Annotated in this window: 20 protein-coding genes; 13 read left to right on the top strand and 7 right to left on the bottom strand. The window is 69.6% G+C overall.

All coding sequences use genetic code 11. From position 1 onward, the window contains the following. The first annotated feature begins 56 nt into the window (after positions 1-56). Positions 57-929: a class I SAM-dependent methyltransferase gene (locus tag QWI33_RS28960; RefSeq protein ID WP_289959754.1), complete on the top strand. Its 873-nt coding sequence runs from the start codon at positions 57-59 to the stop codon at positions 927-929. Positions 930-950: 21 nt separating this feature from the next. Here QWI33_RS28960 and QWI33_RS28955 read toward each other — a convergent pair whose 3' ends face one another. Then, positions 951-2222: a HEAT repeat domain-containing protein gene (locus tag QWI33_RS28955; protein ID WP_289959755.1), complete on the bottom strand. Its 1272-nt coding sequence runs from the start codon at positions 2220-2222 to the stop codon at positions 951-953. 372 nt (positions 2223-2594) lie between these two features. Between QWI33_RS28955 and QWI33_RS28950 the strand changes: the two genes are divergently transcribed. The 7 genes from QWI33_RS28950 (at position 2595) to QWI33_RS28920 (ending at position 11025) form a co-directional block, all read left to right on the top strand. Beyond that, positions 2595-3449: a hypothetical protein gene (locus QWI33_RS28950; protein WP_289959756.1), complete on the top strand. Its 855-nt coding sequence runs from the start codon at positions 2595-2597 to the stop codon at positions 3447-3449. 321 nt (positions 3450-3770) lie between these two features. Continuing rightward, complete coding sequence (locus QWI33_RS28945; protein WP_289959757.1) at positions 3771-4628, top strand: putative endonuclease domain-containing protein; 858 nt, start codon at positions 3771-3773, stop codon at positions 4626-4628. 573 nt (positions 4629-5201) lie between these two features. Next, entirely contained in the window at positions 5202-5642 is a 441-nt protein-coding gene (locus QWI33_RS28940) for a hypothetical protein (RefSeq protein ID WP_289959758.1), read from the top strand. Positions 5643-5678: 36 nt separating this feature from the next. Continuing rightward, a complete protein-coding gene (locus tag QWI33_RS28935) occupies positions 5679-6269 on the top strand; it encodes a DUF1707 SHOCT-like domain-containing protein (protein ID WP_289959759.1) in 591 nt (196 codons plus the stop codon). Positions 6270-6568: 299 nt separating this feature from the next. Continuing rightward, positions 6569-9544, top strand: a complete 2976-nt coding sequence (locus tag QWI33_RS28930; protein ID WP_289959760.1) for a S8 family serine peptidase — start codon at positions 6569-6571, stop codon at positions 9542-9544. 26 nt (positions 9545-9570) lie between these two features. Beyond that, on the top strand, positions 9571-9843 hold the full coding sequence (locus QWI33_RS28925) for a hypothetical protein (protein ID WP_289959761.1): 273 nt from the start codon (positions 9571-9573) through the stop codon (positions 9841-9843). Between the two features lie 99 nt (positions 9844-9942). Beyond that, positions 9943-11025 carry an arabinan endo-1,5-alpha-L-arabinosidase gene (locus QWI33_RS28920; RefSeq protein WP_289959762.1) on the top strand — a complete coding sequence of 361 codons (1083 nt, stop codon included), beginning with the start codon at positions 9943-9945 and terminating at the stop codon, positions 11023-11025. A 349-nt stretch (positions 11026-11374) separates the two neighbouring features. On the opposite strand, the gene QWI33_RS28915 is transcribed toward QWI33_RS28920, so the two are convergent. The 4 genes from QWI33_RS28915 to QWI33_RS28900 all read right to left on the bottom strand — a co-directional run bounded on the left by QWI33_RS28915 (position 11375) and on the right by QWI33_RS28900 (position 15084). Next, positions 11375-11737: a hypothetical protein gene (locus QWI33_RS28915; protein ID WP_289959763.1), complete on the bottom strand. Its 363-nt coding sequence runs from the start codon at positions 11735-11737 to the stop codon at positions 11375-11377. 137 nt (positions 11738-11874) lie between these two features. Next, the gene (locus QWI33_RS28910; protein ID WP_289959764.1) at positions 11875-13743 is read right to left on the bottom strand and encodes a hypothetical protein; all 1869 of its coding nucleotides are present in this window, start codon (positions 13741-13743) and stop codon (positions 11875-11877) included. Between the two features lie 5 nt (positions 13744-13748). Then, positions 13749-14066 (bottom strand): hypothetical protein, encoded by a 318-nt coding sequence (locus QWI33_RS28905; RefSeq protein WP_289959765.1) that lies wholly within the window; start codon positions 14064-14066, stop codon positions 13749-13751. A 295-nt stretch (positions 14067-14361) separates the two neighbouring features. Beyond that, positions 14362-15084: a winged helix-turn-helix transcriptional regulator gene (locus tag QWI33_RS28900; RefSeq protein WP_289959766.1), complete on the bottom strand. Its 723-nt coding sequence runs from the start codon at positions 15082-15084 to the stop codon at positions 14362-14364. A gap of 541 nt (positions 15085-15625) precedes the next feature. Between QWI33_RS28900 and QWI33_RS28895 the strand changes: the two genes are divergently transcribed. The 4 genes from QWI33_RS28895 (at position 15626) to QWI33_RS28880 (ending at position 19198) form a co-directional block, all read left to right on the top strand. After that, positions 15626-16708: a hypothetical protein gene (locus tag QWI33_RS28895; RefSeq protein ID WP_289959767.1), complete on the top strand. Its 1083-nt coding sequence runs from the start codon at positions 15626-15628 to the stop codon at positions 16706-16708. A 68-nt stretch (positions 16709-16776) separates the two neighbouring features. Beyond that, complete coding sequence (locus QWI33_RS28890) at positions 16777-17499, top strand: LmeA family phospholipid-binding protein (RefSeq protein ID WP_289959768.1); 723 nt, start codon at positions 16777-16779, stop codon at positions 17497-17499. 507 nt (positions 17500-18006) lie between these two features. Continuing rightward, positions 18007-18858 carry a sulfurtransferase gene (locus tag QWI33_RS28885; protein ID WP_289959769.1) on the top strand — a complete coding sequence of 284 codons (852 nt, stop codon included), beginning with the start codon at positions 18007-18009 and terminating at the stop codon, positions 18856-18858. A gap of 28 nt (positions 18859-18886) precedes the next feature. Further along, positions 18887-19198 (top strand): DUF1416 domain-containing protein, encoded by a 312-nt coding sequence (locus QWI33_RS28880; protein ID WP_205326659.1) that lies wholly within the window; start codon positions 18887-18889, stop codon positions 19196-19198. 151 nt (positions 19199-19349) lie between these two features. Here the strand turns inward: QWI33_RS28880 and QWI33_RS28875 are convergent, their stop codons facing one another. Together QWI33_RS28875 and QWI33_RS28870 are read right to left on the bottom strand one after the other, a co-directional pair. Next, entirely contained in the window at positions 19350-19871 is a 522-nt protein-coding gene (locus tag QWI33_RS28875) for a hypothetical protein (protein ID WP_289959770.1), read from the bottom strand. A 115-nt stretch (positions 19872-19986) separates the two neighbouring features. Continuing rightward, complete coding sequence (locus QWI33_RS28870; RefSeq protein WP_289959771.1) at positions 19987-20541, bottom strand: hypothetical protein; 555 nt, start codon at positions 20539-20541, stop codon at positions 19987-19989. Positions 20542-20674: 133 nt separating this feature from the next. Between QWI33_RS28870 and QWI33_RS28865 the strand changes: the two genes are divergently transcribed. After that, positions 20675-21412, top strand: a complete 738-nt coding sequence (locus QWI33_RS28865; RefSeq protein ID WP_289959772.1) for an AfsR/SARP family transcriptional regulator — start codon at positions 20675-20677, stop codon at positions 21410-21412. Positions 21413-21614: the final 202 nt, after the last annotated feature.

The raw sequence follows: 21614 nt of genomic DNA, 5'->3' as shown, positions 1-21614 counted from the left end.
CCCGGTCGCCGCTTTCACCCCGAAAACCGATAGCAGCCGGTGCTAGGTTGGGGCGCATGGCAGCCCATCACGGACACCGGCACGACGACCACGCCGCCGCCTTCGACTTCGCCGAGGCCGCTCCCCGCTTCAAGGAGCGCGCCGCGGCCGAGGCCGCCAAGTACCGGCGCCTCGCCGAACGGCTCGCGGACCCGGCCGACCAGCTCGTGGCCGACATCGGCTGCGGCGCCGCCTCGATGGCGTTCGCACTCGCCGAGGCACTCCCCGAAGCCCAGGTGGTGGCCGTGGACGCCGAACCGGCCATGCTCGACCTCGTGCGCGAACGCGCCGCCGAGACCGGCGCCGCGGTGCGGGCCGCGCAGGCGTCCGTCGACGACCCGGACGCGCTCACCGCGGCATTCGGGACGCCCGCCGACCTCCTCTGGGCCGGGCGCGTCATCCACCACGCCACCGATCCCCAAGCGGCCCTTCAGAACCTGGCCGATCTGCTCGCCCCCGGCGGACGCCTGGCGATCGGCGAGGGCGGCACCGCCCCGCAGTACCTGCCCTGGCACGTGGGCGTCGGCAGGCCCGGCCTGGAACTGCGCCTCATCGAAGCCGGATCGCGCCGCCTCGAAGGCGAGGGCGTCGAGCACGGCTCCACGCCGCTCCCGTACGGCTGGAACATCGCGCTCGAACGCGCCGGCCTGACCGAGGTGCGCGAGGTGAACGAGCTCGACGCGACCCCCGCCCCGCTCGAAGGCACCGCCCTCACGCACGCCCTCGAATCACTGCAGACCCGGTCGGAGTGGTTCGAGCACTTCCTCAGCGACGACGACAAGGCCGCCTGGGCGCGACTCCTCGACGAAGACGGCCCCGACTGGCTCGGCCGCCGCCGCGACCTCCACCACCTGTCGATCGAAACGTACTTCGTCGCCGTCAAACCCTGAGCGCCCCCGCGGCTCACCGCTTCACTCGCCCCCGGAGTCGACCTCCAGCTGGAAGAGCCGCTCGAGCGCGGCCCGCGCGTACACCTCTTCCAAGTGCTCGGCGCGCGCGAAATCGCTGAGCAGGTCGTAACCGTCGCGCAGGCCGAGCCGACCGAGCCGGAACGCGGCCTCAATGCGCCCGAACCAGTGGAAGCACCCGTCGGAGGCCAGCACCGAGTACGCCTCGACGCCCACATCGGGGCTGATGCCGTACATCGCCTCGGCCGCATCGATGCCCAGATGGAAGTCCATGACGGACTCGACGCCTTTAACGATGCGCCACAACGCGTTCTCGGCGTCGATGACACTGTCCTCGGCGAGCTGCTCCGCGCAGATGATCCGCAGCCGCACCGAGAGCAGCGGCGCGTTCGCCAAGTGCCGCAGGGCCATCGCTGCGGCGGAGCCGTGGACGTTGCGCAGTTCGTGGGCGGCGCTGTGCCGCACGTACTCGCTCACCGACTCGTCGGTGACCAGCTGCATGAGGGCGATCCCGGCCGGACCGGCGGCGCAGTCGACGAGGGCGCTGGCGGCGTCCAGGCGGTACTTGGCGTCGACGGTGGCGTCGGCGGCGATGGATTCGAGCGCGCGGGCGGCGTCCTCGACGCTGAAGCGGCCCATGTGCTCGGCGACCTCGAGCCGCACCTCTACATCCACATTGGACGATTTGGCTACGGAAGAGAGCCGCATGGCCATGTCCCGGCCGCCGAGGTCGACGAGGTCCTGGATGAGCTGTATGCGCAGTTCGGCGTCGATAGCCTCGTTCTTGATGGAGCCCACGAGGTTGCTCATGGCGCGGTCGCGGCGCTGATGCGGGACGGCCACGACCGCCATGCCGATCGACGGCTCGCAAGCGTCGCCGAAGGTGCCGATCGACGGCTCGCACGGATCGCCGAAGGCGCCGGCCGGTTTGTTCGCGTCGGTGTACGCGCCGGTCGTGGATTCGCCGGCGGGCGAGCGGTAGGCGTCGCTGATCGCGGATTCGTAGGCGCCCATGCGGTACTCGTCCGGCTCATCCGTCTCACTGCCCCAGAAGCGGGCGCGGGTCTTGCGCGGCTCCGGGTCGGGCTCGTCGCGCATGCGGGCGAGCTGGCGGCGGCGCTGCCAGCAGCCGGTCGCCCAGGTCGCGGCGATCGCGGGGTAGAGGAGGCCGTAGCCCCAGCGGCCCGCGTCGAGGAGCTCGACCACCGGGACGGGGGCGGCGAGCGCGGCGGAGAAGCGGATGGTCCAAAGCTGCACTGCATTGGCGTTCGCCATACGTCGAACCTCGGGTAGAAGCGGCGGGGACTTCTCGGTACGGCGTCCGCGGCAGCGCGCTGCCTCGGGCGCCGCGCGCGGCCTCGACGTGGGATCGACGGCGCCGGGTTTCAGGCCGCATGCGCGGTGCCGGGGCATAAATCGTAGTCCCATCGTTGTGCGGGCCGTCGCACTGGGTGTGCGACGGTTCGCTCGCGGCAGGGCGGAGGGAGCGGTTCGTCCCTGTACGGCCCCTTCGCCTTTGCCAGGCGATGCGACCTGGGGATTTCCGGGGGCCACGGTGTCGGCGGATGCCTGTACGATCGAGGTCACCCCGGTGAAGCCCGATCACCGCGACCGATTGCCCCCGAGCAGACGAGGCGTGTAGAAGCGATGACGTATCCGCCCCCCGGCGGTGGGAACCCGCAGTATCAGCTGCAGCCCGAACCGCAGCAGCCCAGCGACCCCTACTCGCAGGGCTACAACAGCACGCCTCCGCCTGGCAACTACTACCAGCAGCCGCAGCCGCCGCAGCAGTACACGCAGCCGCCGATGCAGTCGCCGATGCCGCCTGTGGGCGTGCAACCGGGCTACCCGTCGGCGCCCGGCTCGATCCTGCCCCCGCCGCTCCCGCCCGCGAAGCAGGGCGGCAACCTGCCGGTGATCCTGGGCGTGATCGTCGCGCTCGTCGTGGTCCTCGGCATCGCCGCGGTCCTGATCATCCCCGGGATGGTCGACGACGACGATCCTCAGGCCGGCGACGGTGACACCTCCGAGAGCGTCGAACCCTCGAAGGAGGAGGAGACGACCGAGGCGGCCGAAGAGACGACTGCGGAAGAGGAGGCGGCCACCCCTGACGCGGGCGGCGCCTTCAGCGAGTGGGGACCGCCGTCCAGCTCCGACGATTTCGACCCGGCCTCACCCGAGGGTGTCGCGATCGCCTACCAGGTCGCGCAGAACACGGGCGACGACGACGCCATGCGGGCGCTGGTGAGCGCTGATGCGACCTCCAATATGACCATCGACCTCGAATGGGAAATCGAGGACACGACGGAGCCCTACCCGTACCCGTACTGGGGCATGGCGCGCGAGGACGCGGACGGCACCATGCGGGCCTGGGCGGGCTGGACCATGGACGACTCGGCCCCCGATGAGGAGTCCGACATCGTCACCGGCTACACGTACACGCTGGTCGAGGAAGACGGCGCCTGGAAGCTCTACGACGTGGAGTACGGGTTCGTCGAGTAGCGACTCCGACAGCGAGCGAGATTCGAAGAGGAACGGCCGTGGAAAGCCTTGGGCTCCACGGCCGTTCTCTGTATGCACCCTTCGGGACCGAACGGTCTCCGAGCCGGGTTCACGAGCGGGCACCTCCGCAAAGCCCCTGTTCCGCGCCATTCGCAACCACCGGAATCCGTGAGCGGATTCTTCCGCCGGCAGCCGGATCCACAACCCCGAATCTCGCTCTTGCCAGCCGCTCACCTGCTATTTCATTCCGAATCCCCAGAGTTATCCACAGGCCGAAAAGTTGTTGTTGACGCTCTGGAGCGACTCGGCGACAGTTGGTATATGACGCAGATACCGATGTACCGCACCATGACAGCCACGATGAACCGGCCGCTCGACCAGGCGCTCCACGACGCGAGCGAGACCCCTCAAGACCTCCTCATGCGCTTCGAGGCCGCATTCGAAGCGAACTTCAGCCTGGTGGCCACAGGCCGCACCGCGGCCTGGATCCACGGCTTCGATGTGCTGCCACCGGGAGCGGACCAGCGCGAATGGCCCGTGGAGAGTTCGCCCGATCCACCGCTGGCGGACATCACGGTGATCGACGGCCTGCCGGTGACCCGCTTGGCGCGCACCCTGGTCGACTGCGCGGCCGATCTCCCGCGGCTGGAGGCGGTGGCCGCGGCGGACCAGTTCCTGCGGGCCGGCATCGACGCGGGCAGCCTCTCGGCCGCACTCGAACCGCTGCACGGCGACCGGCTCAGACGGGCGAACGCGACCCTGCTCGCTGCCGACCCGCGGTCGGAGTCGCCGATGGAGTCCTGGACGCGCTGCCTTGTCAGCGACGCGGGCCTGCCGGCGCCGGTCCCGCAGCTGCGGGTGCGGACGCCGAACGGGCGCTCCAGGTTCCTCAACCTCGGTTGGGAGCAGTGGCGGGTCGGGGTGGAGTACGACGGCCTGGGCACGCATCTCGGCCTGGCCGCCGAGGCCGCCAACCGGCCGCCCCGGCACCAGGTGCTCGAGAACCTTGGCTGGGAGGTGCTGGTCCTCACCGCCTCCGATGTAATGGAGCACCCGCGGCCGTGGCTGGTCCGGCTCCGGGAGATGCTCCTCGACCGCGGCTGGGACCCGGACACGAATGAACTGCGCGACATCAACGAGCGCATCGAGGCGGTGCACATGGCGGTGGGCCGAGGCTGAACCGGCGCCGGACCGGTGGCGGGGGAAGGCGCCTCCCGCCCGCCGGCCCGGCGAACCGAAACCTAAGGGCGACAACGAATCGCCGAGGCTACGAACCTGCGGGCCGGTCGGGCCGTCGAGCGGTCGGCGCCGCCGCAGGAGATTTGAACGGCGCGGGGTGGTCGGTGGGCCGGTCGAGCCGTCGAGCGAGCAGCGCCGCCGCAGGAGAGCGGAACGGCATGGTGGCGGGCGGGCCGAGGGTGGTCGGTGGACTGGCGGCGGGTGGGCAAGGGAGGGGTGGGTGGGGGGCGGGGGGGGGGGAGGGCCCCAAAGGGTCCCGGCGAACTCGCCTGCAGAGTCAGAGGAGGCGCCCCGGGCGAACCCGCCCGCAGAGTCAGAGAAGACGCCCCTGGCAAACCCACCCGCGTAACCCAGGAAGAGTCCCGGCCGGTCCCGCCCGCTTTGCCCGAGAACGCGCGCATCCCCGAAATCGGGGCCCGTCGGCCGATCTCACGGTTTGCAATCGTGGCCCGGGATCGGGGCGGCGCCGGGCTAGGATCGGTGCGAGCATCGTTCGAATCGTCAGGAGCGGCAGTGGCGGAAGGGTCCTTCACCGGGTTCGCGCGCCCCGCCGTGCCCACCCCCCAGGAGATCCGCGAGTGGGCGCTCGACCCCTACTCGACCGCCCCCGAAGGCCGCCAGTGGGACCTCACCCTCGCCACCGACGAGCTCGTCGACACCTGGCTCGACCTCGCCGCCGACGCCACCTGCCCGAAGCGCTCCTTCGCGCTCCACGTGCTCTACATCTACGCCGGCGACGCCGTGCGCACCAACTTCCGGGTCCACTCGCGCAAGCGCGTCGACCGCCTCCTCGAGAAGGCGGTCGATTCCCGCGACCAGTACGTTGAACTCTGGGCCGCCAACACGAAAGCGCTCATCCGCCAGCCCGACCTGTTCGACTACCACGAATGGTGCAACGGCGGGCTGGTGCGCGGACCCCGGCGGCTGAGGCCCGGCCCCACGAGAAAGCCTTGACCCGATGAAGCCCATGACGAAGCCTGCGAGCCACCGATGACGCACGACCCGAACATGCGCGTCTCCAACGCCGAGCGCGAGGCGATCCTCGCCAAGCTCCACGCCGCCACCGAGGAGGGCCGCCTCGACCTCGACGAGTTCGCCGACCGCTCCCGCCAGGTCTACGAGGCCCGCACCTACGGTGAGGTCGAGCGCCTCCTGGCCGACCTGCCCGACACCGGCGGCGCCCTCGCCGTGCCGACCGCCAAGAAACCGGTCCCTGAGGGCCCGACCGAGCTGCGCCTCAAGCCCACCGGCTCCTCCGTGAAGCGCGACGGCGACTGGGTCGTGCCGCCGAAGATCCTCATCAATGCGACCGGTTCCTCGGTGAAGCTCGACTGCCGCCATGCGGTGATCCGCACCGACACGGTCGAGATCGACGTGAAGCTCCTCGGTTCCTCGCTCACCGTCGTGCTGCCCGAGGGCGCGTACGCAGTGGACGACAACACGGAGATGTTCGGCAGTTCCGTGAAGAACCGCGCCACCTACAAAGGAGGCACGGCCATCCGCTTCTCGGTCGCGGGCAAGGCGACCGGAAGCTCCGTGAACTTCCGGCACGAGCGCCGATTCCTCTGGTGGCGCTGGTGATCGCGCTTTTCGCATTGCGCGCAATTCACTGAATAACCACCTGCCGGAACCGAATATGTCACGGCCTCATAACAGTCATGCCTGATACCGGCATTCTCCTCATATGAGGGTTTACAGCGAACCAACCTCGCAATAGGCTCGTTTCCGTGCGCCGCGGCGCGGCCGCAGATCGCTGTCCGCGCCGGATCACTCACCCACGGCGCACGTCCCCCTTGAGAGGAGCTCATCGCATGGGATCTCCGTCCCTCCGCAGGCGAGGGCGCGCGTCGACGCGCGCCCGAGCCAGAACCAGAGCCGTAATGGCGGCCGCGGCCGTCCCCCTGGTGGCCATCGCGTTCACCACCGCCGCCGCACCCGTCTCGGCCGAGCCCCCCACGCTCCCTGAGGTCACACCCGAATACCTCAAAGAGGGTGCGGCGCTGCCGGTCGACTACAAGGACGGCAACTACATCGTCCAGCTCGCCTCGGACCCCATCGCCACCCACGAGGCCACCGCGCCCGCCGAGGGCGAGACGATCGACTTCGAGGCCTCGGCAGTCGAGGAGTACCGCAGCACCCTCGCCGAAGAGCGCGAGGCGGTCATCAACGAGTACGACGTCGACGCGACCGCCGCGTACGACACCGTCCTCAACGGCTTCGCCGCGAACCTGACCGCAGCCGAGGCCGAGGAACTAGCCGCGAGCGACGACGTCGCCGCGGTGATCCCCGAGACCATCTACCAGCCGACCGCCGCGGTCGACACCTCGAGCTTCCTCGGCCTCTCCGGCGGGAACGGCTCCTGGGAAGACGAGTTCGGCGGCCCGAAGGACGCCGGCGAAGGCGTCATCGTCGGTGTCCTCGACACCGGTGTCTGGCCCGAGAACCCGGCCCTGGCCCCGCTCCCCGAGCCGCGCCCCGACCAGGCCGTGATCGACGCGAAGTGGAACGGCGAGTGCGTCACCGGCGTCGACGAGGACCCGGCCAACAACGTCGAGTGCAACAACAAGCTCATCGGCGCCCGCTACTTCGACACCTGGGGCTACGCCGAGGACGGCTTCGCCTCGCCCCGCGACCAGGACGGCCACGGCACCCACACCGCCACGACCGCCGCGGGCAACTACAAGACCAAGGTCGAGATCGACGGCGAGAAGATCGGCACGTTCTCCGGCATGGCCCCGGCCGCCCGCGTCGCCGCTTACAAGGTCTGCTGGGGCGGCTGCCCCGGCGCCGACCTCGTCGCCGGCATCGAAGCGGCCGTGAACGACGGCGTCGACGTCATCAACTTCTCGATCGGCTCCACCGGCACCCCCGAGTTCATCGACTCGGTGTCGCTCGCGTTCTTCAACGCGGCCGCGGCGGGCGTCTTCGTGGCGGCCAGCGCCGGCAACGACGGCCCGACCTCGACGGTCGACCACCAGGAGCCGTGGGTGACCACGGTCGGTGCGTCGACGCACGACCAGACGTTCCGCACCGAGGTCGAGTTCGGCCGCGAGGAGATCCCTGCCGCCGCTGCGGTGGGCGAGGCCAAGTGGTACGTGAAGAACGCGGTTGACGCGGCGTTCGACGGTACCGACCCGGCTGCGGCGTCCCGCTGCGATGCGGGCACGTTGGACCCGGAGAAGACCGAGGACTTCGCGATCATCTGCGAGCGCGGGAACCTGTTCAGCGCCAATGCGGACCAGGTTGCGGCTGCGGGCGGTGTCGCGCTGATCGTGCGCGACCAGTACGAGCGCGGTGCGGCCACCACGGTGACGTCGCAGGCGGTTCCCGTGGTGCACGTGAGCTACGAGGACGGTCTGGCGCTTGCCGAGTGGGTGGATTCGAAGTCGAACCCGCGCATCGAGGTCGAGACTTCGGAGCTGGACTACCAGAACGCGCCGAGCATGGCGGCGTTCTCGTCGAACGGTCCGGCGCTGGCGGCGGAGCAGAACCTGCTGAAGCCTGACATCACGGCTCCCGGTGTGGAGATCCTGGCCGGCATCACGCCGTTCAACCACGCGGGAAACGATTTCGCGACGAACCAGGGCACGTCGATGTCGAGCCCGCACATCGCGGGTCTGGCGGCGCTGCTGAAGTCGGCGCACCCGGAGTGGTCGCCGATGGCGGTCAAGTCGGCGATCATGACGACGGCGTACCAGACCGATCAGAACGGTGACCCGATCCAGCGCGGTGGCGCGGATGCGACGCCGTTCGACTTCGGTGCGGGGCATGTCGACGGTCAGGCGATGTTCGATCCGGGTCTGGTGTACGAGTCGAACCCGACCGAGTGGATCCAGTACATCTGCGGTACGCCTGAGGCCGGGAAGGTCCAGTCCTACTGTGACGCTTTGGGTTCGATCGACCCGTCGCAGCTGAACTACCCGTCGATCACGGTCGCGGAGCTGACCGGTTCGTACGAGGTGACGCGTACGGTGACGAACGTGTCGGAGAAGAAGAGCTCGTACAAGGCCGAGATCACGGCTCCGGCGGGCTTCGAGGTGACCTCTGACGTCACGAAGTTCACGCTGAAGCCGGGTGAGTCGGCGACGTACACGTTGACGATCACGCGTACTGACGCGGCGTTCGACGAGTGGGCGTTCGGCGATGTCACGTGGGTGGAGAAGAAGGGCACCAAGACGGTGCACGAGGTCCGCTCGCCGATCGTGGTGAAGCCGGTGCAGTTGGCGGCTGCGGATGAGGCGACCTTCACGGGCGCTTCGGGTTCGGCGACGCTTTCGGGCACGTCGGGCTTCGACGGTTCGCTGGGCGCTTCGGTGTCGGGTCTGGTGGCGTCCGAGGTGAAGACGGCGTCGCTGTCGGACCCGGACTCGTCGACGTTCCCGTCGGAGGCGCCGGTGGAGAACTCGCACGCGGTGTCGTACGAGTTCACGACGCCGGAGGATGCGGCGCTGGTGCGGTTCTCGACGTTCGATGCGGATCACCCGGCGGGTACGGACCTTGACCTGTTCGTGTACACGAAGGCTGCTGACGGCGCGCTGACGCTGGTGGGCAGTTCGGCTTCGGGCGGTTCGAACGAGACCGTGTCGCTGCCGGGCGGCTACACGTTCGTGGTGTTCGTGGACGAGTGGGCCGGTCCTTCTCCGTTGGAGGCGAAGCTGCACGCGTGGGTGGTTCCGGGTGCCGACGAGGGGAACCTCGCTGTTGATCCGGCCGAGCAGTCGGTCGCGATGGGCGATGAGTACTCGGTGGGTCTGACGTGGTCGGGCCTGGCTGAGGGGCAGCGGTTCCTCGGCACGGTGAACTACTCGGCCGATGGTTCGGCGATCGATTCGACGATCGTGGGGATCACTACCTGATGGGTTGAGCCGCAAGGCTTGACGTGATGGACGCGCCCGTCGTGGGCGACCGGGGCCGGAAGGCCCTCGGTCGGCTGCGGCGGGCGCTGTCGTGTTCCGGTGGCCTTCATGGGGGTTTCGTGCCGGGGCCGGTCTCGGCGCTCGTTCGGCATGCTGTAGCCGACCGCAAGCTGACGCTCCCGTTCGTCAACTTCTGCAACGTTCCTGATCTTCAAGCCGACGTGTCCCGGCTCCGCGAGCTCTGGGCCGTGCTTCGCGGGGAGGACTGGGCGGAGGACCCTGAGCTGGGGCGGGAGTAGCCGGGTTCCGGATCTGTCTCGGGCGATTGACCGCACCTCGATGTTCCCGTTAACATTGAGTCGTTTCAATCCATCGATTCACGGACAAGGCGGTCTTCCATGCAACGGAAGCGCACCACCCTCATCGCCGCGACCGGCGCGATCGGCCTCGCCGCCGCGGCGCTGGCGATCATCACGCCGGCCGCGCTCGCCGACCCCGGCAACGGCAACGGGAACGGGAACGGCAACGCGCGAGGTCACGACCGGCAGCAATGCGACATCGAAGCGCCCGCCGCGCTCGGCGGCGACCTCGGCGCCCACGACCCGGGCCTCTTCGCCCCCTGCACCGACGGCGACCCCTGGTACGTGTTCGCCACCGGCTGGGGCCCCCTCGGCGACGGCAACGTCACCATCCGCTCCTCCACCGACGAAGGCGCCACCTGGAACTACGTCGACACCGTGTGGGACGCCAAGCCCCAGTGGCTCAAGGACGCCGTCCCCGGCGTCGACAACATCTGGGCCCCCGAGATCTACTTCGACGAGGACCAGGACCGGTACTACCTGTACTACTCGGCCTCGACCTTCGGCAAGCAGCGCTCGGTCATCGGCGTCGCCACCAACGAAACCCTCGACCCCGCCGACGACGACTACGAGTGGGTCGACGAAGGCCAGGTCTGGGAGTCCAACCCCGGCGACCCGTACAACGCGATCGACCCGACCATCCTCGAGGCCGACGGCAAGCACTACATGGCGTACGGCTCCTGGTGGCAGGGCATCTACATGCTCGAGCTCGACTGGCCTTCGGGCAAGGCCGCGAACGGGGCGGCGCCGGTCCACATCGCCGGCCGCGGCGGCGCCGGCATCGAGGCGCCCGCGCTGACCGAGCACGACGGCTACTACTACCTCTTCACCTCATGGGACGTCTGCTGCGCGGGCGCCGACTCGACCTACAACATCCGCGTCGGACGCTCCACCTCCCCGACCGGGCCGTTCGTGGACGCGAACGGCGTCGCCCTCACCGACGGCGGCGGCACCCTGGTGCTCGGCGCCCACGGCGACTACGTCGCGACCGGCGGACAGTCGATCTCCAACGGCCTCATGGCGTACCACTCCTACCACCAGGACGGCCACTTCGACCTCGGCATCGAGACGATCGAATGGAACGCCGAAGGCTGGCCGCTCCTGGACGGCGGCGAGGGCTAAGCGAACAGCCTCGACGGAGTCGGGGCTAGGAGCACAACCTCGACGGAGTCGAGGGCGGGGAGCAAGCCTGGACGCCGTCCAGGACCGACAGCCCTTGACCGGCAAGGAACAAGAACAAGACCGTGACGACCTCTCGGACCGCCCGGATCGGCCCGAGGACGACACGCACGACTGAAGACCGGTGGGCCCACTGCAAAGCGGGCCCACCGTGCATTTCACGAAGTCTCGGCGTTGTCAGCGTCGCGGCATGTCGTGCTTGAAGCGGTACGCCTTGCTGAGCGTGGCGGCGCAGGCGGCGAGCACGGCCGAGAAGACCGGGCCGGTGACCTTCGAGTCGAGTGGGGCACTGTCAGCGTCGCCGGGTGTCGCGCTTGAAGCGGTACGCCTTGCCGAGCGTCGCGGCGCCCGCGATGAGCACCGCCGAGAAGACCGGGCCCGTGAACTTCGGGTCGAGCGGGGCATCGACGGCCGACAGGATGATCGCGAGCAGGATCGGCACGACCAGCAGCCCGATGCCGGCCAGGACGAGCTGTCGGTGCTGGGCCTCCTCCTCCGCGGTCAGGCCCGAGGGGCCTACCGGTCCGGGCGCGTACGGGTGCGGATTCGACTGCAGCCCTTGCGGGTGCGCGCCCGGCTGCACACCCGGCTGCGGGTGCTGCGGCGGGACGCCAGGCTGCGGGTGCGGCTGACGGGGATCGGGCTGGTACGTCATTGCTGGCGCTCCGTTCGCGTCGGGGGGTTCGTTCGGAACACCCTCGCCACGCCCGTCACGGCTCGGTCATGAGTCCGTCCCCGAACCGGCACGGGCCGCGACCCCGAAGGGTCGCGGCCCGCCGCTTCGCCGTGCGATCAGGCGTAAGGATCGTCGTCGATGGCGCGGATGCCCCAGATCTCCTCGTCCTCCTCGAGCCAGTCGCGGTGCTCGCCTTCGGCCTGCTGCTCGCCGCCCATGCCGCGTCCGCCGCCGGCACCGCCGCCCATCATGCCGCCCATGCCGCCGCCGCCGCGGCCACCGCCTGCGGCTCCGCCCCCCGAACCGCCGCCTTCCAGAGTGGAGGTCCCAGGGCCGACCGGGAACGAGCCGCCGCTGCCGAGCGTCGACCCGCCGCTGGCGAGACCACCGCTCGTCCCGCCGGGCGGCACCAGGCCGCCGCCACCGCCGCCCGCACCGCCGCCGGCGGCGTCAGGCGAAGGCGGCACACTGCCGGGCACGAAGCCGCCCGAGCCCGCGTCCAGGCCCCCGTAGTCGTCTCCGAGCATGTCGGAGGCCTCCCGGAACGTCGACGGGTTCGACGGCTTGGCCTCCGGCGCGAACGTCCCCGCCGACTCCTCGGCGTTCTCCCACCGGTTGATGACGTCCTCGTTCGCGATCCGCGCCCGCGACTCGTAGTCGTCCAGACCAGCGCTCATGTCGCTGCTCATCTCGTTGTTCGCGTCGGCCTGCGCCCACGCCGCGCACTGTTCCGGGGTGGGCGGCGGCTTGTCGTTCTTGAACTTGTTCATGTAGTACTCGGTCTGCGCCTCGACATAGTTCGAGACCTCGCGCAGGTAGTCCTTGTCGAACCCGCCGAGCTCCAGCAGCGAGCCGACGAGCCCGCCCGAGTGCCCGCACCCGTTCGTCACGTCGCACAGCCCGCTGCGGAACGGCGGGCGCACATGCACGTACGGATCGGTGTACATCGACTCGAGGTCCGAGATCCAGTACAGCGGCGCGGGATACGGCAGCTCCCCCGAGGAGCCGCCCTGCAGGCCGTAGAACTCGTCGGCCTTCTGCTCCAGCAGCCCCACCGCGCCGGAGGAAAGGTCGCCGATGTCGTCGCAGATCGACGCGCAGTTGGACATCACCACCTCCACCTGCTCGGCGAACGCGTCGAAGTCGTCGCCCTGCCAGTGCTCGGAGAGGCTTCGCAGGCCCGCCTTGAGGGTCGGGGCGATCCCGCTGGTCGGGTCGGTGTCGAACCCGTCCTTGAACGCCTGCCAGTGCGTGCTGATCGCCCTGAGCGCGTAAGTGTCCGGGTTGTCGGGGCGCACTTGGGACACCAGCGACTGGATGGCGTCCTGGCCGGGAGCGGCCGTGCCGGTGGTGACGACGGTGAGGTTGCTGACCTGCCCTACCTCGGGGATGGCGGAGACCAGTTTGATCCAGGCGGCCTCGGCGGGGTTCTCGGTGTTCTGGCAGGTCGCGTGCGAGCAGGGGGCGCCGGAGAGGAACAGGGCCTGGGCGTCCATGCGCTGGTACTCGAAGTCGGCCGAGTTGTCGGGGGCCTGGCCGTCCCATTCTTCGCGCTCGTAGGTCTGACGGCCCTGGTGGTCCTTGTCCTCGTCTTCTTCCTCTTTCTTGCCGTCGTCCTCGTCCGTTTCCTCGTCTTCGTCTTCGTCGTCGTCGTCCTCGTCGTCATCGGAGTCGTCGTCGGGGTCGTCGTCTTCGGAGTCGTCGTCCTGCTCGTCGGCGTCGTCATCTTCGTCGCCTTCGGCGTCGTCGTCCTCGCCGGCGTCCTCGTCGTCCGAGTCCGCATCCGGGTCCTCCTCCGAGCCCTCGGCGGGTTCGTCGTCATCCGCGTCGGGGTCGGCAGGGGTGTCGACGGGTTCCTCGTCCGGGTCCGGTTCGACGGCGCGGTCGGGGTCGAGTTCGTCGTCGTAGTTCGGCTCCTCGCCGAGGTCCGGGTCCTGCGGCTCGTCCTGCGGCTGGTTCTGGTTCTGCTGCTGGGTGTCTGACATGGCGATCAGTCCCTACCGCGTGACATCTGGACGGCGGAGGTCTCGTCGTCCTCGACGGCCCGCTCGGCGACACCGTCGAGCGTGGCGATGATGCCGGTCAAGTCCGCCCGCAGGTCCTGGAGGTTGGTCCAGGTCTGCCGGTGGAACTCGCGGTAGGCGTCGCGCGCGGTCAGGGCGCCGTCGAGCAGCCCGAACCCGGGTTCGACGCCCAGTTCGTTGCCGTTGCGCAACTGATCGATGAGGGTTTCGAGGTAGTCCAAGCGGCCCTGGGCGACCTCGCGGAACACCGCGAGGGCTTCGGGGTCGACGGAGCGATCGGACACGGGGTCACACTCCAAGAGGGAAGGTTAGGTCCAAAGCGAACTCAATTCTAACCACCGAGAGCAATAGCATGGGTACGTAGAGTTGCGGCATTTGTCCCGATAGGACCATTCTCTCGCCCCATTGATAATGGTAAGTTTTCCTTATTCGATTGCATTTTTCTTTCCGTGTCTCGACTCAGGAATCACTGATTCACCAGAGAGCGCAATCGCAACTCTGTCAACTTTGGACACAACGAAATGAGCGGGCCCGCTCAGCGGACCCGCTCGAAAGTCACTCGTCAGTGGAAGCCGGGAATCAGGCGTCGACCCGCTTGGGGGCGGGCTCGGACTCGCGGAGGTTCTCCGGCGGCGGGGCCACGAACTTGTAGCCGACCTGCCGCACGGTGCCGATCATCGACTCGTACTCGCTGCCGAGCTTCGCGCGCAGGCGCCGCACGTGGACGTCGACGGTGCGGGTGCCGCCGAAGTAGTCGTAGCCCCACACCTCCCGCAGCAGCTGCTCGCGGGTGAAGACGCGGCCGGGGTGCTGGGCCAGGAAGCGCAGCAGCTCGAACTCCTTGTAGGTGAGGTCGAGCGGCGTGCCTTTGAGCTTGGCGGCGTACGTGTCCGGGTCGACCGTGAGGTCACCGGCGCGGATCACGGCCGGGCCGGCGGCGGTGGCCGCGTTCGGCTTGCCGGTGGCCAGGCGCAGGCGCGCTTCGACTTCGGCGGGGCCGGAGGAGGCGAGCAGGAAGTCGTCAACACCCCAGTCGGCCTGCAGCGCGGCCAGGCCGGCCTCGGTGACGATGGCGTACAGCGGCACGGTCAGTCCGGTGGCCTGGAGAACGCGGCAGGTGGCGCGGGCGTCAGCGAGGTCCGATCTGGCGTCGACCATGACCGCGTCGGGGCTCGGGCCGCTCAGCAGCGCCCGTACGTCCCGGCCGGCGTAGCGCGCACGATGGGGCAGCAGTTCCAGCGAGGGCAGGATCGACTCAGGGGACTCCGGAACGGGGTTGGAAGTGAGGATAAGGATTTCCACAGCAGTCCTCCGCTGGTTGGTGAGCACACGCGACTATCGCTCTTCCCGGCGTCGGCGGCGGGCGGGCTTACATGCGGTAGGTGGAGTCCTGGACAAGTGTAAACGGTCACCAGTCAAAAGACCAGCGTCACCACGGCGAAACCTCACCATGCGGGATGCCTCTGCGGTAGGTCTTCGACAAGCCGCGTTCACCGGATCGATACGAAGCGGTCACGAACGCGACCTGCGCCGTTGGCCCGCATCCGGATCCGGGGCCCGATCGCGACCGGGGCCCGACCGGGCTCCGAGCACCTCCCCCAACTGTCCACATGATGGGACGATGCGGCACCGGGGGCGGACCGTGGCCCGGCGGCGTCCCGCCCGACGCCCGAGGCCGCGCCGGACGTGCGCCACCCGCTCCTTCCGTGCGGGTGGGCGACGGTCCGGCACCGGATCCGCCCGACCGGACGCGGCGTCACGCAACGTGCCCGACGACCGTCCGCAAGGGTGACTCATGGCCAAGGTAGCGAGCCGGGATTTCCTGCTGCCGTAGGCTGTGGACGTGTCGTACAGCCGACCCGACGAGACCTGGGGCTACGAGCCTCCCGAGGCGCCCGGCGCCGCCGAGGGCGCCGCCTGGGGCGACGCCTACGCCGGAACCGCCGACGCCGCGGACGAGCGCGGGGGGCCGGCCTACCCCGGGCCCGACGCCCCGCCCAGCCGCTCCGAGCGCCGCCGCGCGGCCGCCCGCTCCGGCGAGACCCCCTCGGGGAGCACCGGCGCCTACCGGACCACCGGCCCCGGCGGCGCCGAGGACCACACCCTCCCGCCGCCCAGCCCCGCCCTCCTGCACCGCCTCCCCGCCGTCGCGGCCACCATCGTCATCAGCGCCGGTCTCGTGCTCGGCGCCCAGATGGAGCGCCCCGTCTACGCCGCCGGGATCGCGGTCCTCCAACTCGCCATGGTCGGCCTCGTGACCTGGGTGCGCCGGATCGAGGGCGCCTGGGTGCCGCTCGCCGTCGCCGCGCTGCTCGCGATCGCCGCCGATGCGGCCGCCGTCGTCTGGACGCCCGTCTCGCTCGTGCCGATCACGGTGCTCCTCGCGCTGGCGTTCGGCGTCGCCGTCGCCGCGCAGCTCGTGCGCCGCACCCACGTCGGCGTCACCGAGAACCTCGGGTTCACGATGCTGCTCGGCCTCGCCGTCTGCGGCTACGCCTGCTACATCGCGCTCTCGCGGCTCGGTTCGGCCCCGCCCGCCATGTACTCGGCCGTCGTCGCGGCCGGCACGGCGATCCTCGCCGCGCGGGCCGTCGACCTCGTCATGCCCGATCCGCGCATCAACCGGCAGGTGACCCGGGGCGCGTTCGGCATCGTCATCGGCACCATGTGCGGCACCGCCTCCGCCGCGTACGCCGGGCTCGTCATCGAGGGCCCCGACCCCACGCACGCCGCCGTCGGCGGGCTCCTCATCGCGCTCACCGCGGTCCTCGCCGACCTCGCGTGCGGGTACATGTCCGCCTCGCGGCGCATCGACGGCGCGGGCACCGCCCCGAACCCGGTGGTCAGCGCCGCCGGACCGCTCCTGGCGTTCGCCATCACCGGCCCCGTCGTGTACCTCTTGAGCGCCTATTACATGATCGACTGACACATTCCGTCCGTCGACCGCCCTTTGGCGCACCCCGCCGGGCACACCGCTGCACAGGAGACCCTCTGGTGAAGATCCTCCGCCGCCTGCTCATCACCCTCGTCATCGTCGCCGCGGTCGTCGCGCTCGGCGACCGGGTCGCGAACGCGCTGGTCGAACGCCGCATCGCCGACGAGGTGGCGAGCACCGCCGCCGCGAACGGCGCCTACTCCGACCAGGAACCCGACGTGAAGATCCACGGCTGGCCGTTCCTCACCCAGGCCTGGACCGGCGAGTTCGAGCAGATCGACATCACGCTCCGGGACGTCGGCTCGAACGGCCTCACCTTCCCGTCCCTGGAGATGGTCGCGCACGACGTGGACGCCGACTGGCGCGAGCTGCGCAACGGCGGCGACGCCGTCGCGAGCACCCTCGACGTGACCGGCTCCGTCTCGGTCGACTCGATCGAGGCGATCGTGGCCGAGCAGACCGGCTTCGACCTCCAGGTCGACGCGGACGGCACGGCCTCCCTGACCGGCTCGCGCGAGTTCCTCGGCGTCCAGGTCGACCTCGAGGCCACCGGCGACTTCGAGTTCGCCGACAACACGCTCACCTTCACGCCCGACGCGGTCGAGTCCCTCACCGAGGGCCTGCCGCCGCAGGTGCAGCCGCTCGTCGACCAGGCCGCCGGCGAGTTCGCCTCCACCGTGGAACTGCCCGAACTGCCATATGGGATCCAACTGTCGGAGATCCGATTCGACGGCGACGTCGTCACGATCTCGGGCAACGCCCGGGACGTCGTCCTCACCTGATCCACCTGCGCTTTCACTGCCCGCCCGCCGCCAGCGCGGGCGGGCACCGGGCGGCACCGGCCCGTAGCTCTGGGTCTTCGTCACAGTCCGCATCGCGAGAACGGGTATGGATTCGGCCCGGGAAGTCTGCTAGCGTTCCAGCCATGCGCAAGCCGATGCTCACCAAGCGGCGCGCGATCGACTACTGCATGATCGCGACCACGCTCTGTCGAATGCCCTAGGCGACTCGCCAGGCCCCAAGAGGCCCGACGGCGGTCGCCGCATTGCGGCCCAGCGTGCGCGAACTTCAGAGCAAGGCTTACGACTCACCACAAACCCAAGGCCCGCTTGCGACAAGCGGTACTGCTCGGGTGTGACGTCAATCGGCTCGAATCCCGGACCATCTGTCCAGGACGAACCCTGCTCAGCTGCGAACAGCAGCGTTCCGCCCCCGCTTCGCACCACGTACTGGGCTCGCTCTCTGACCTAAGAACCCAAGTTTCATTTACGTTCAGGAGAGAACAAGCCATGGCTCGTGAAGACGTGCTGGTCACCGCCGATTGGGCGGAAGAGAACCTCGACACCCCCGGAGTCGTGTTCGTCGAGGTCGACGAAGACGCCTCCGCCTACGACTACGGCCACATCAAGGGCGCGGTGAAGATCGACTGGAAGGACGACCTCCAGGACCCGATCCGCCGCGACTTCGTCAACCAGGAGCAGTTCTCGCAACTCCTTTCCGAGCGCGGGATCTCGAACGACGACACCGTCGTCCTCTACGGCGGCAACAACAACTGGTTCGCCGCCTACGCGTACTGGTACTTCAAGCTGTACGGCCACGAGGACGTCAAGCTCCTCGACGGCGGCCGCAAGAAGTGGGAGCTCGACGCCCGCGACGTGACCGCCGAGATCGTCAAGCGCGAACCCACCAACTACGTCGCCAAGCCCCTCAACTGGGACCTGCGCGCCAAGCGCGACGAGGTCGAGGCCGCCATCGGCGTCAAGAACCTCATCGACGTGCGCTCCCCCGACGAGTACGCCGGCCGCCTCCTGGCCCCGGCCCACCTCCCGCAGGAGCAGTCCCAGCGCGCCGGCCACATCCCCACCGCGCTCAGCGTGCCGTGGAGCAAGGCCGCGAACGAGGACGGGACCTTCAAGTCCGAGGCCGAGCTGCGCGAGCTCTACGTCGGCGACGCCGGCCTGGACGAGTCCAAGTCGACGATCGCGTACTGCCGCATCGGCGAGCGCTCCAGCCACACCTGGTTCGCGCTCCGCGAGCTCCTCGGCTACGAGGACGTGAAGAACTACGACGGCTCCTGGACCGAGTACGGCTCCCTGGTCGGCGTCCCGATCGCGCTCGGCGACGAGCCCGGCACCAAGTAACACCGGCGACGGTAGGAAAGGAATACCAATGTCTGACAGCTGCGCTGCACCCGACCAGGACGCGGCCCTGCCGGCGTCGGTCGACATCGAGAAGGAGACCGTGCTCACGGGCACGGTCGTGAACGACGAGGGCGAACTCGTGCAGGGCGCCTACGTGCGTCTGCTCGACGGCTCCGGCGAGTTCACGGCCGAGGTCGTGACCGGTGAGGGCGGGCAGTTCCGCTTCTTCGCCGCCCCCGGCAAGTGGACGCTGCGCGCGCTCTCGCGCTACGGCGACGCCACCGGCGAGGTCGAGGCCGACCGCGGTCTGAACGAGACCAAGCTGGCCGTGAGCCGCTAGTCGATCACGAGTATCGAGACCGACCGGGGCGATTCAGCTCGTATCCCAGTCTGAAAGGCGGGGCCGCACCAGCGGCCCCGCCTTTTGCATGCCGCCGAACGATAAGGGACCGGCCGCATCTGCGGCCGGTCCCTTGTGTTTCGGGGTCGTTCTAGCTCACCTGGTAGGAGCTGGCGCGGTTCGCCCAGCCGCCCGAGGCGGTGTTGAGGTTGGCGAGGGCGTCGATCCAGGTCGACGAGGTGCCGGTGGCGGAGTCGTTGTCGAAGAGCTTGACGTCGCAGGAGTTGTAGGTGCGCACCGAGCTGGCCTTGTTGGTGAAGGACCCCATGTGGGTGATCGTGAACTCGACCGGGGAGTACGCGGACGAGCAGGTGTGGGAGCCCGGCACGGTCAGGGTGTGGGTGCCGGTGGAGGTCCCGTAGTTGGTGTCGCCGTACATCCGCAGCAGGACCGTGTCCGCCTGGAGGCCGACCGAGCTCGCGGCGAGGGCCGCCTCCGGCGAGTCGGCGCACGTGAGGTCTTCGCGAACGAGGTTGTAGACGCAGTGGTCGCCGGTGGTGTCGGCCTGCGCGGCGCCGGGAGCGAGGAGCAGCGCGACCGCAGCGAGGGCGAGCACCGCGGCGGCCTTGGCGCGCCGATGGAGCGGGAAGTCTTGCCGTTTGCGTTCAGACATGACGGAACCGTAAGCGCCGCAATGCATATGGAACCCGTTTCAGGTCGTATACGCGGCGTATACGCGGCGGGCCCGGCCGCATGTGCGGCCGGGCCTCATCGGTATCGGTGTCGGTCTAGCTGACCTGGAAGGAGCTGGCGCGGTTCGACCAGCCGCCCGAGGCGGTGTTGAGGTTGGCGAGGGCGTCGATCCAGGTCGACGAGGTGCCGGTCGCATCGGCGCTGTCGAACAGCTTGACGTCGCACTGGTGGTAGGTGCGCGCGGAGCTGGCGCGGTTGCTCCAGCCCGCGGAGGAGAGGTTGACGACGGTGAACTCGACCGGGGTGTACGCCGCGGTGCAGTTGTAGGTGCCGTCCACGGTCAGTGTGAACGTGCCGTTGGCGGTGCCGTAGTCGACCTGGTCGTAGAGGCGCACCAGGGTGCTGGTGGCCTGGATGCCGACGTCTCCGGCGTCGGCCGCGTCGGCGGCTAGGGCCGCTTCGGGGGTCTCGGAGCAGGTGAGCTCGTCGCGGGTGAGGTTGTAGACGCAGTGATCGCCGGTGGTCTCGGCCTGCGCGGCGGAGGGGGCGAGGACCAGCGCGCCGGCGGCGGCCGTGAAGGAGAGCGCCAAGGCGACCAAGGCGCGCTTGCGGTCGGGGGATCCGGAGTGCTTCTCGATGCGTTTGACCATGACCGAACCGTATGTGGCGCAGTGGATATGAAAGCAACTTCAGATCGCATACGCCGCGTATAAGATGGAGCGACCCCTCGTCGCGAACACTTGTGCACCCCGCCGGCCGGAGGAGTCCCGTATGGAGTTCCGGATGCTCGGACCACTTGAAGTGCTCATCGACGGGGTTCCCGTCCATCTGGGAGGCAGCCGCCAGCAGACGGTGCTCGGGGTGCTGCTCGCGAACGCGGGCCGCCCGCTGCCGCGGCGGCGGCTGGGCAGCCTGGTGTGGAACGACCCGCCGCCTTCGGCCGGACCGAACCTGCGCACCTATCTGCGCCGTCTGCGGTCGGCACTGACCGATCCGCTCTCACTCGAGTCGCGGGTGGTGGCGGACCGGCGGCAGGTCACGTTGCGGACCGAGCCCGGGGAGCTCGACCTGGAGGTGTTCGACAGCTTGTGCCGCAGCGCGGATCGGGCGCGGGAGGCGGGCGATGCGGCGGGGGCGGTCGCGGTGTACGACCGGGCGCTGCGGCTGTGGCGCGGGAATCCCTTGGAGGGCGTCGACGTCGACAACCCGCTCTACGCCACCGCCGTCGAGCTCACCGAGCGGCGCTACGCAGTGGAGTCGCGGCGGTGGGGGCTGCTCGTCGAATCCGGCGATTTCGGAGCGGCGATCGGCGAACTTCGCGCGGCGATGGTCGCGAACCCGTTCCGCGAACGGCTCGCGGAGCTGCTGATGGTCGCGCTGTACAAGGACCACCGGCGGTGGGAGGCCTTGCAGGTCTTCGCCGAGACGCGGGATCTCATGGTCGACTCGCTCGGCTTGGAGCCGGGCCCGGAGCTCAGGCGCGCGCACCGGCGCATCCTGGACGACGACCTGGCACCTTAGGATGCGGCCCTCACGGTCGCGTGCCGTTCGGATTGCCGTGCGGTCCAGGCGTCGCCGGTCTGCCCCGGCGCATCGGTCCGGGGACGGCCACGGCGCCGTGGCGGCTCCGTGGGGTGCGCTTCGGCTTACCCGGTCGGGGGGGCCCCCCCGGGGGGCCGCCCCGGGCCCGCCGGGGGGGGGCCGTTGGGTGTGTCGCGGGCGG

It is taken from the genome of Glycomyces tritici, from assembly GCF_030403505.1.
Note: the sequence above shows the minus strand (reverse complement) of the source record. Positions and strands in the feature narration are given on the sequence as shown.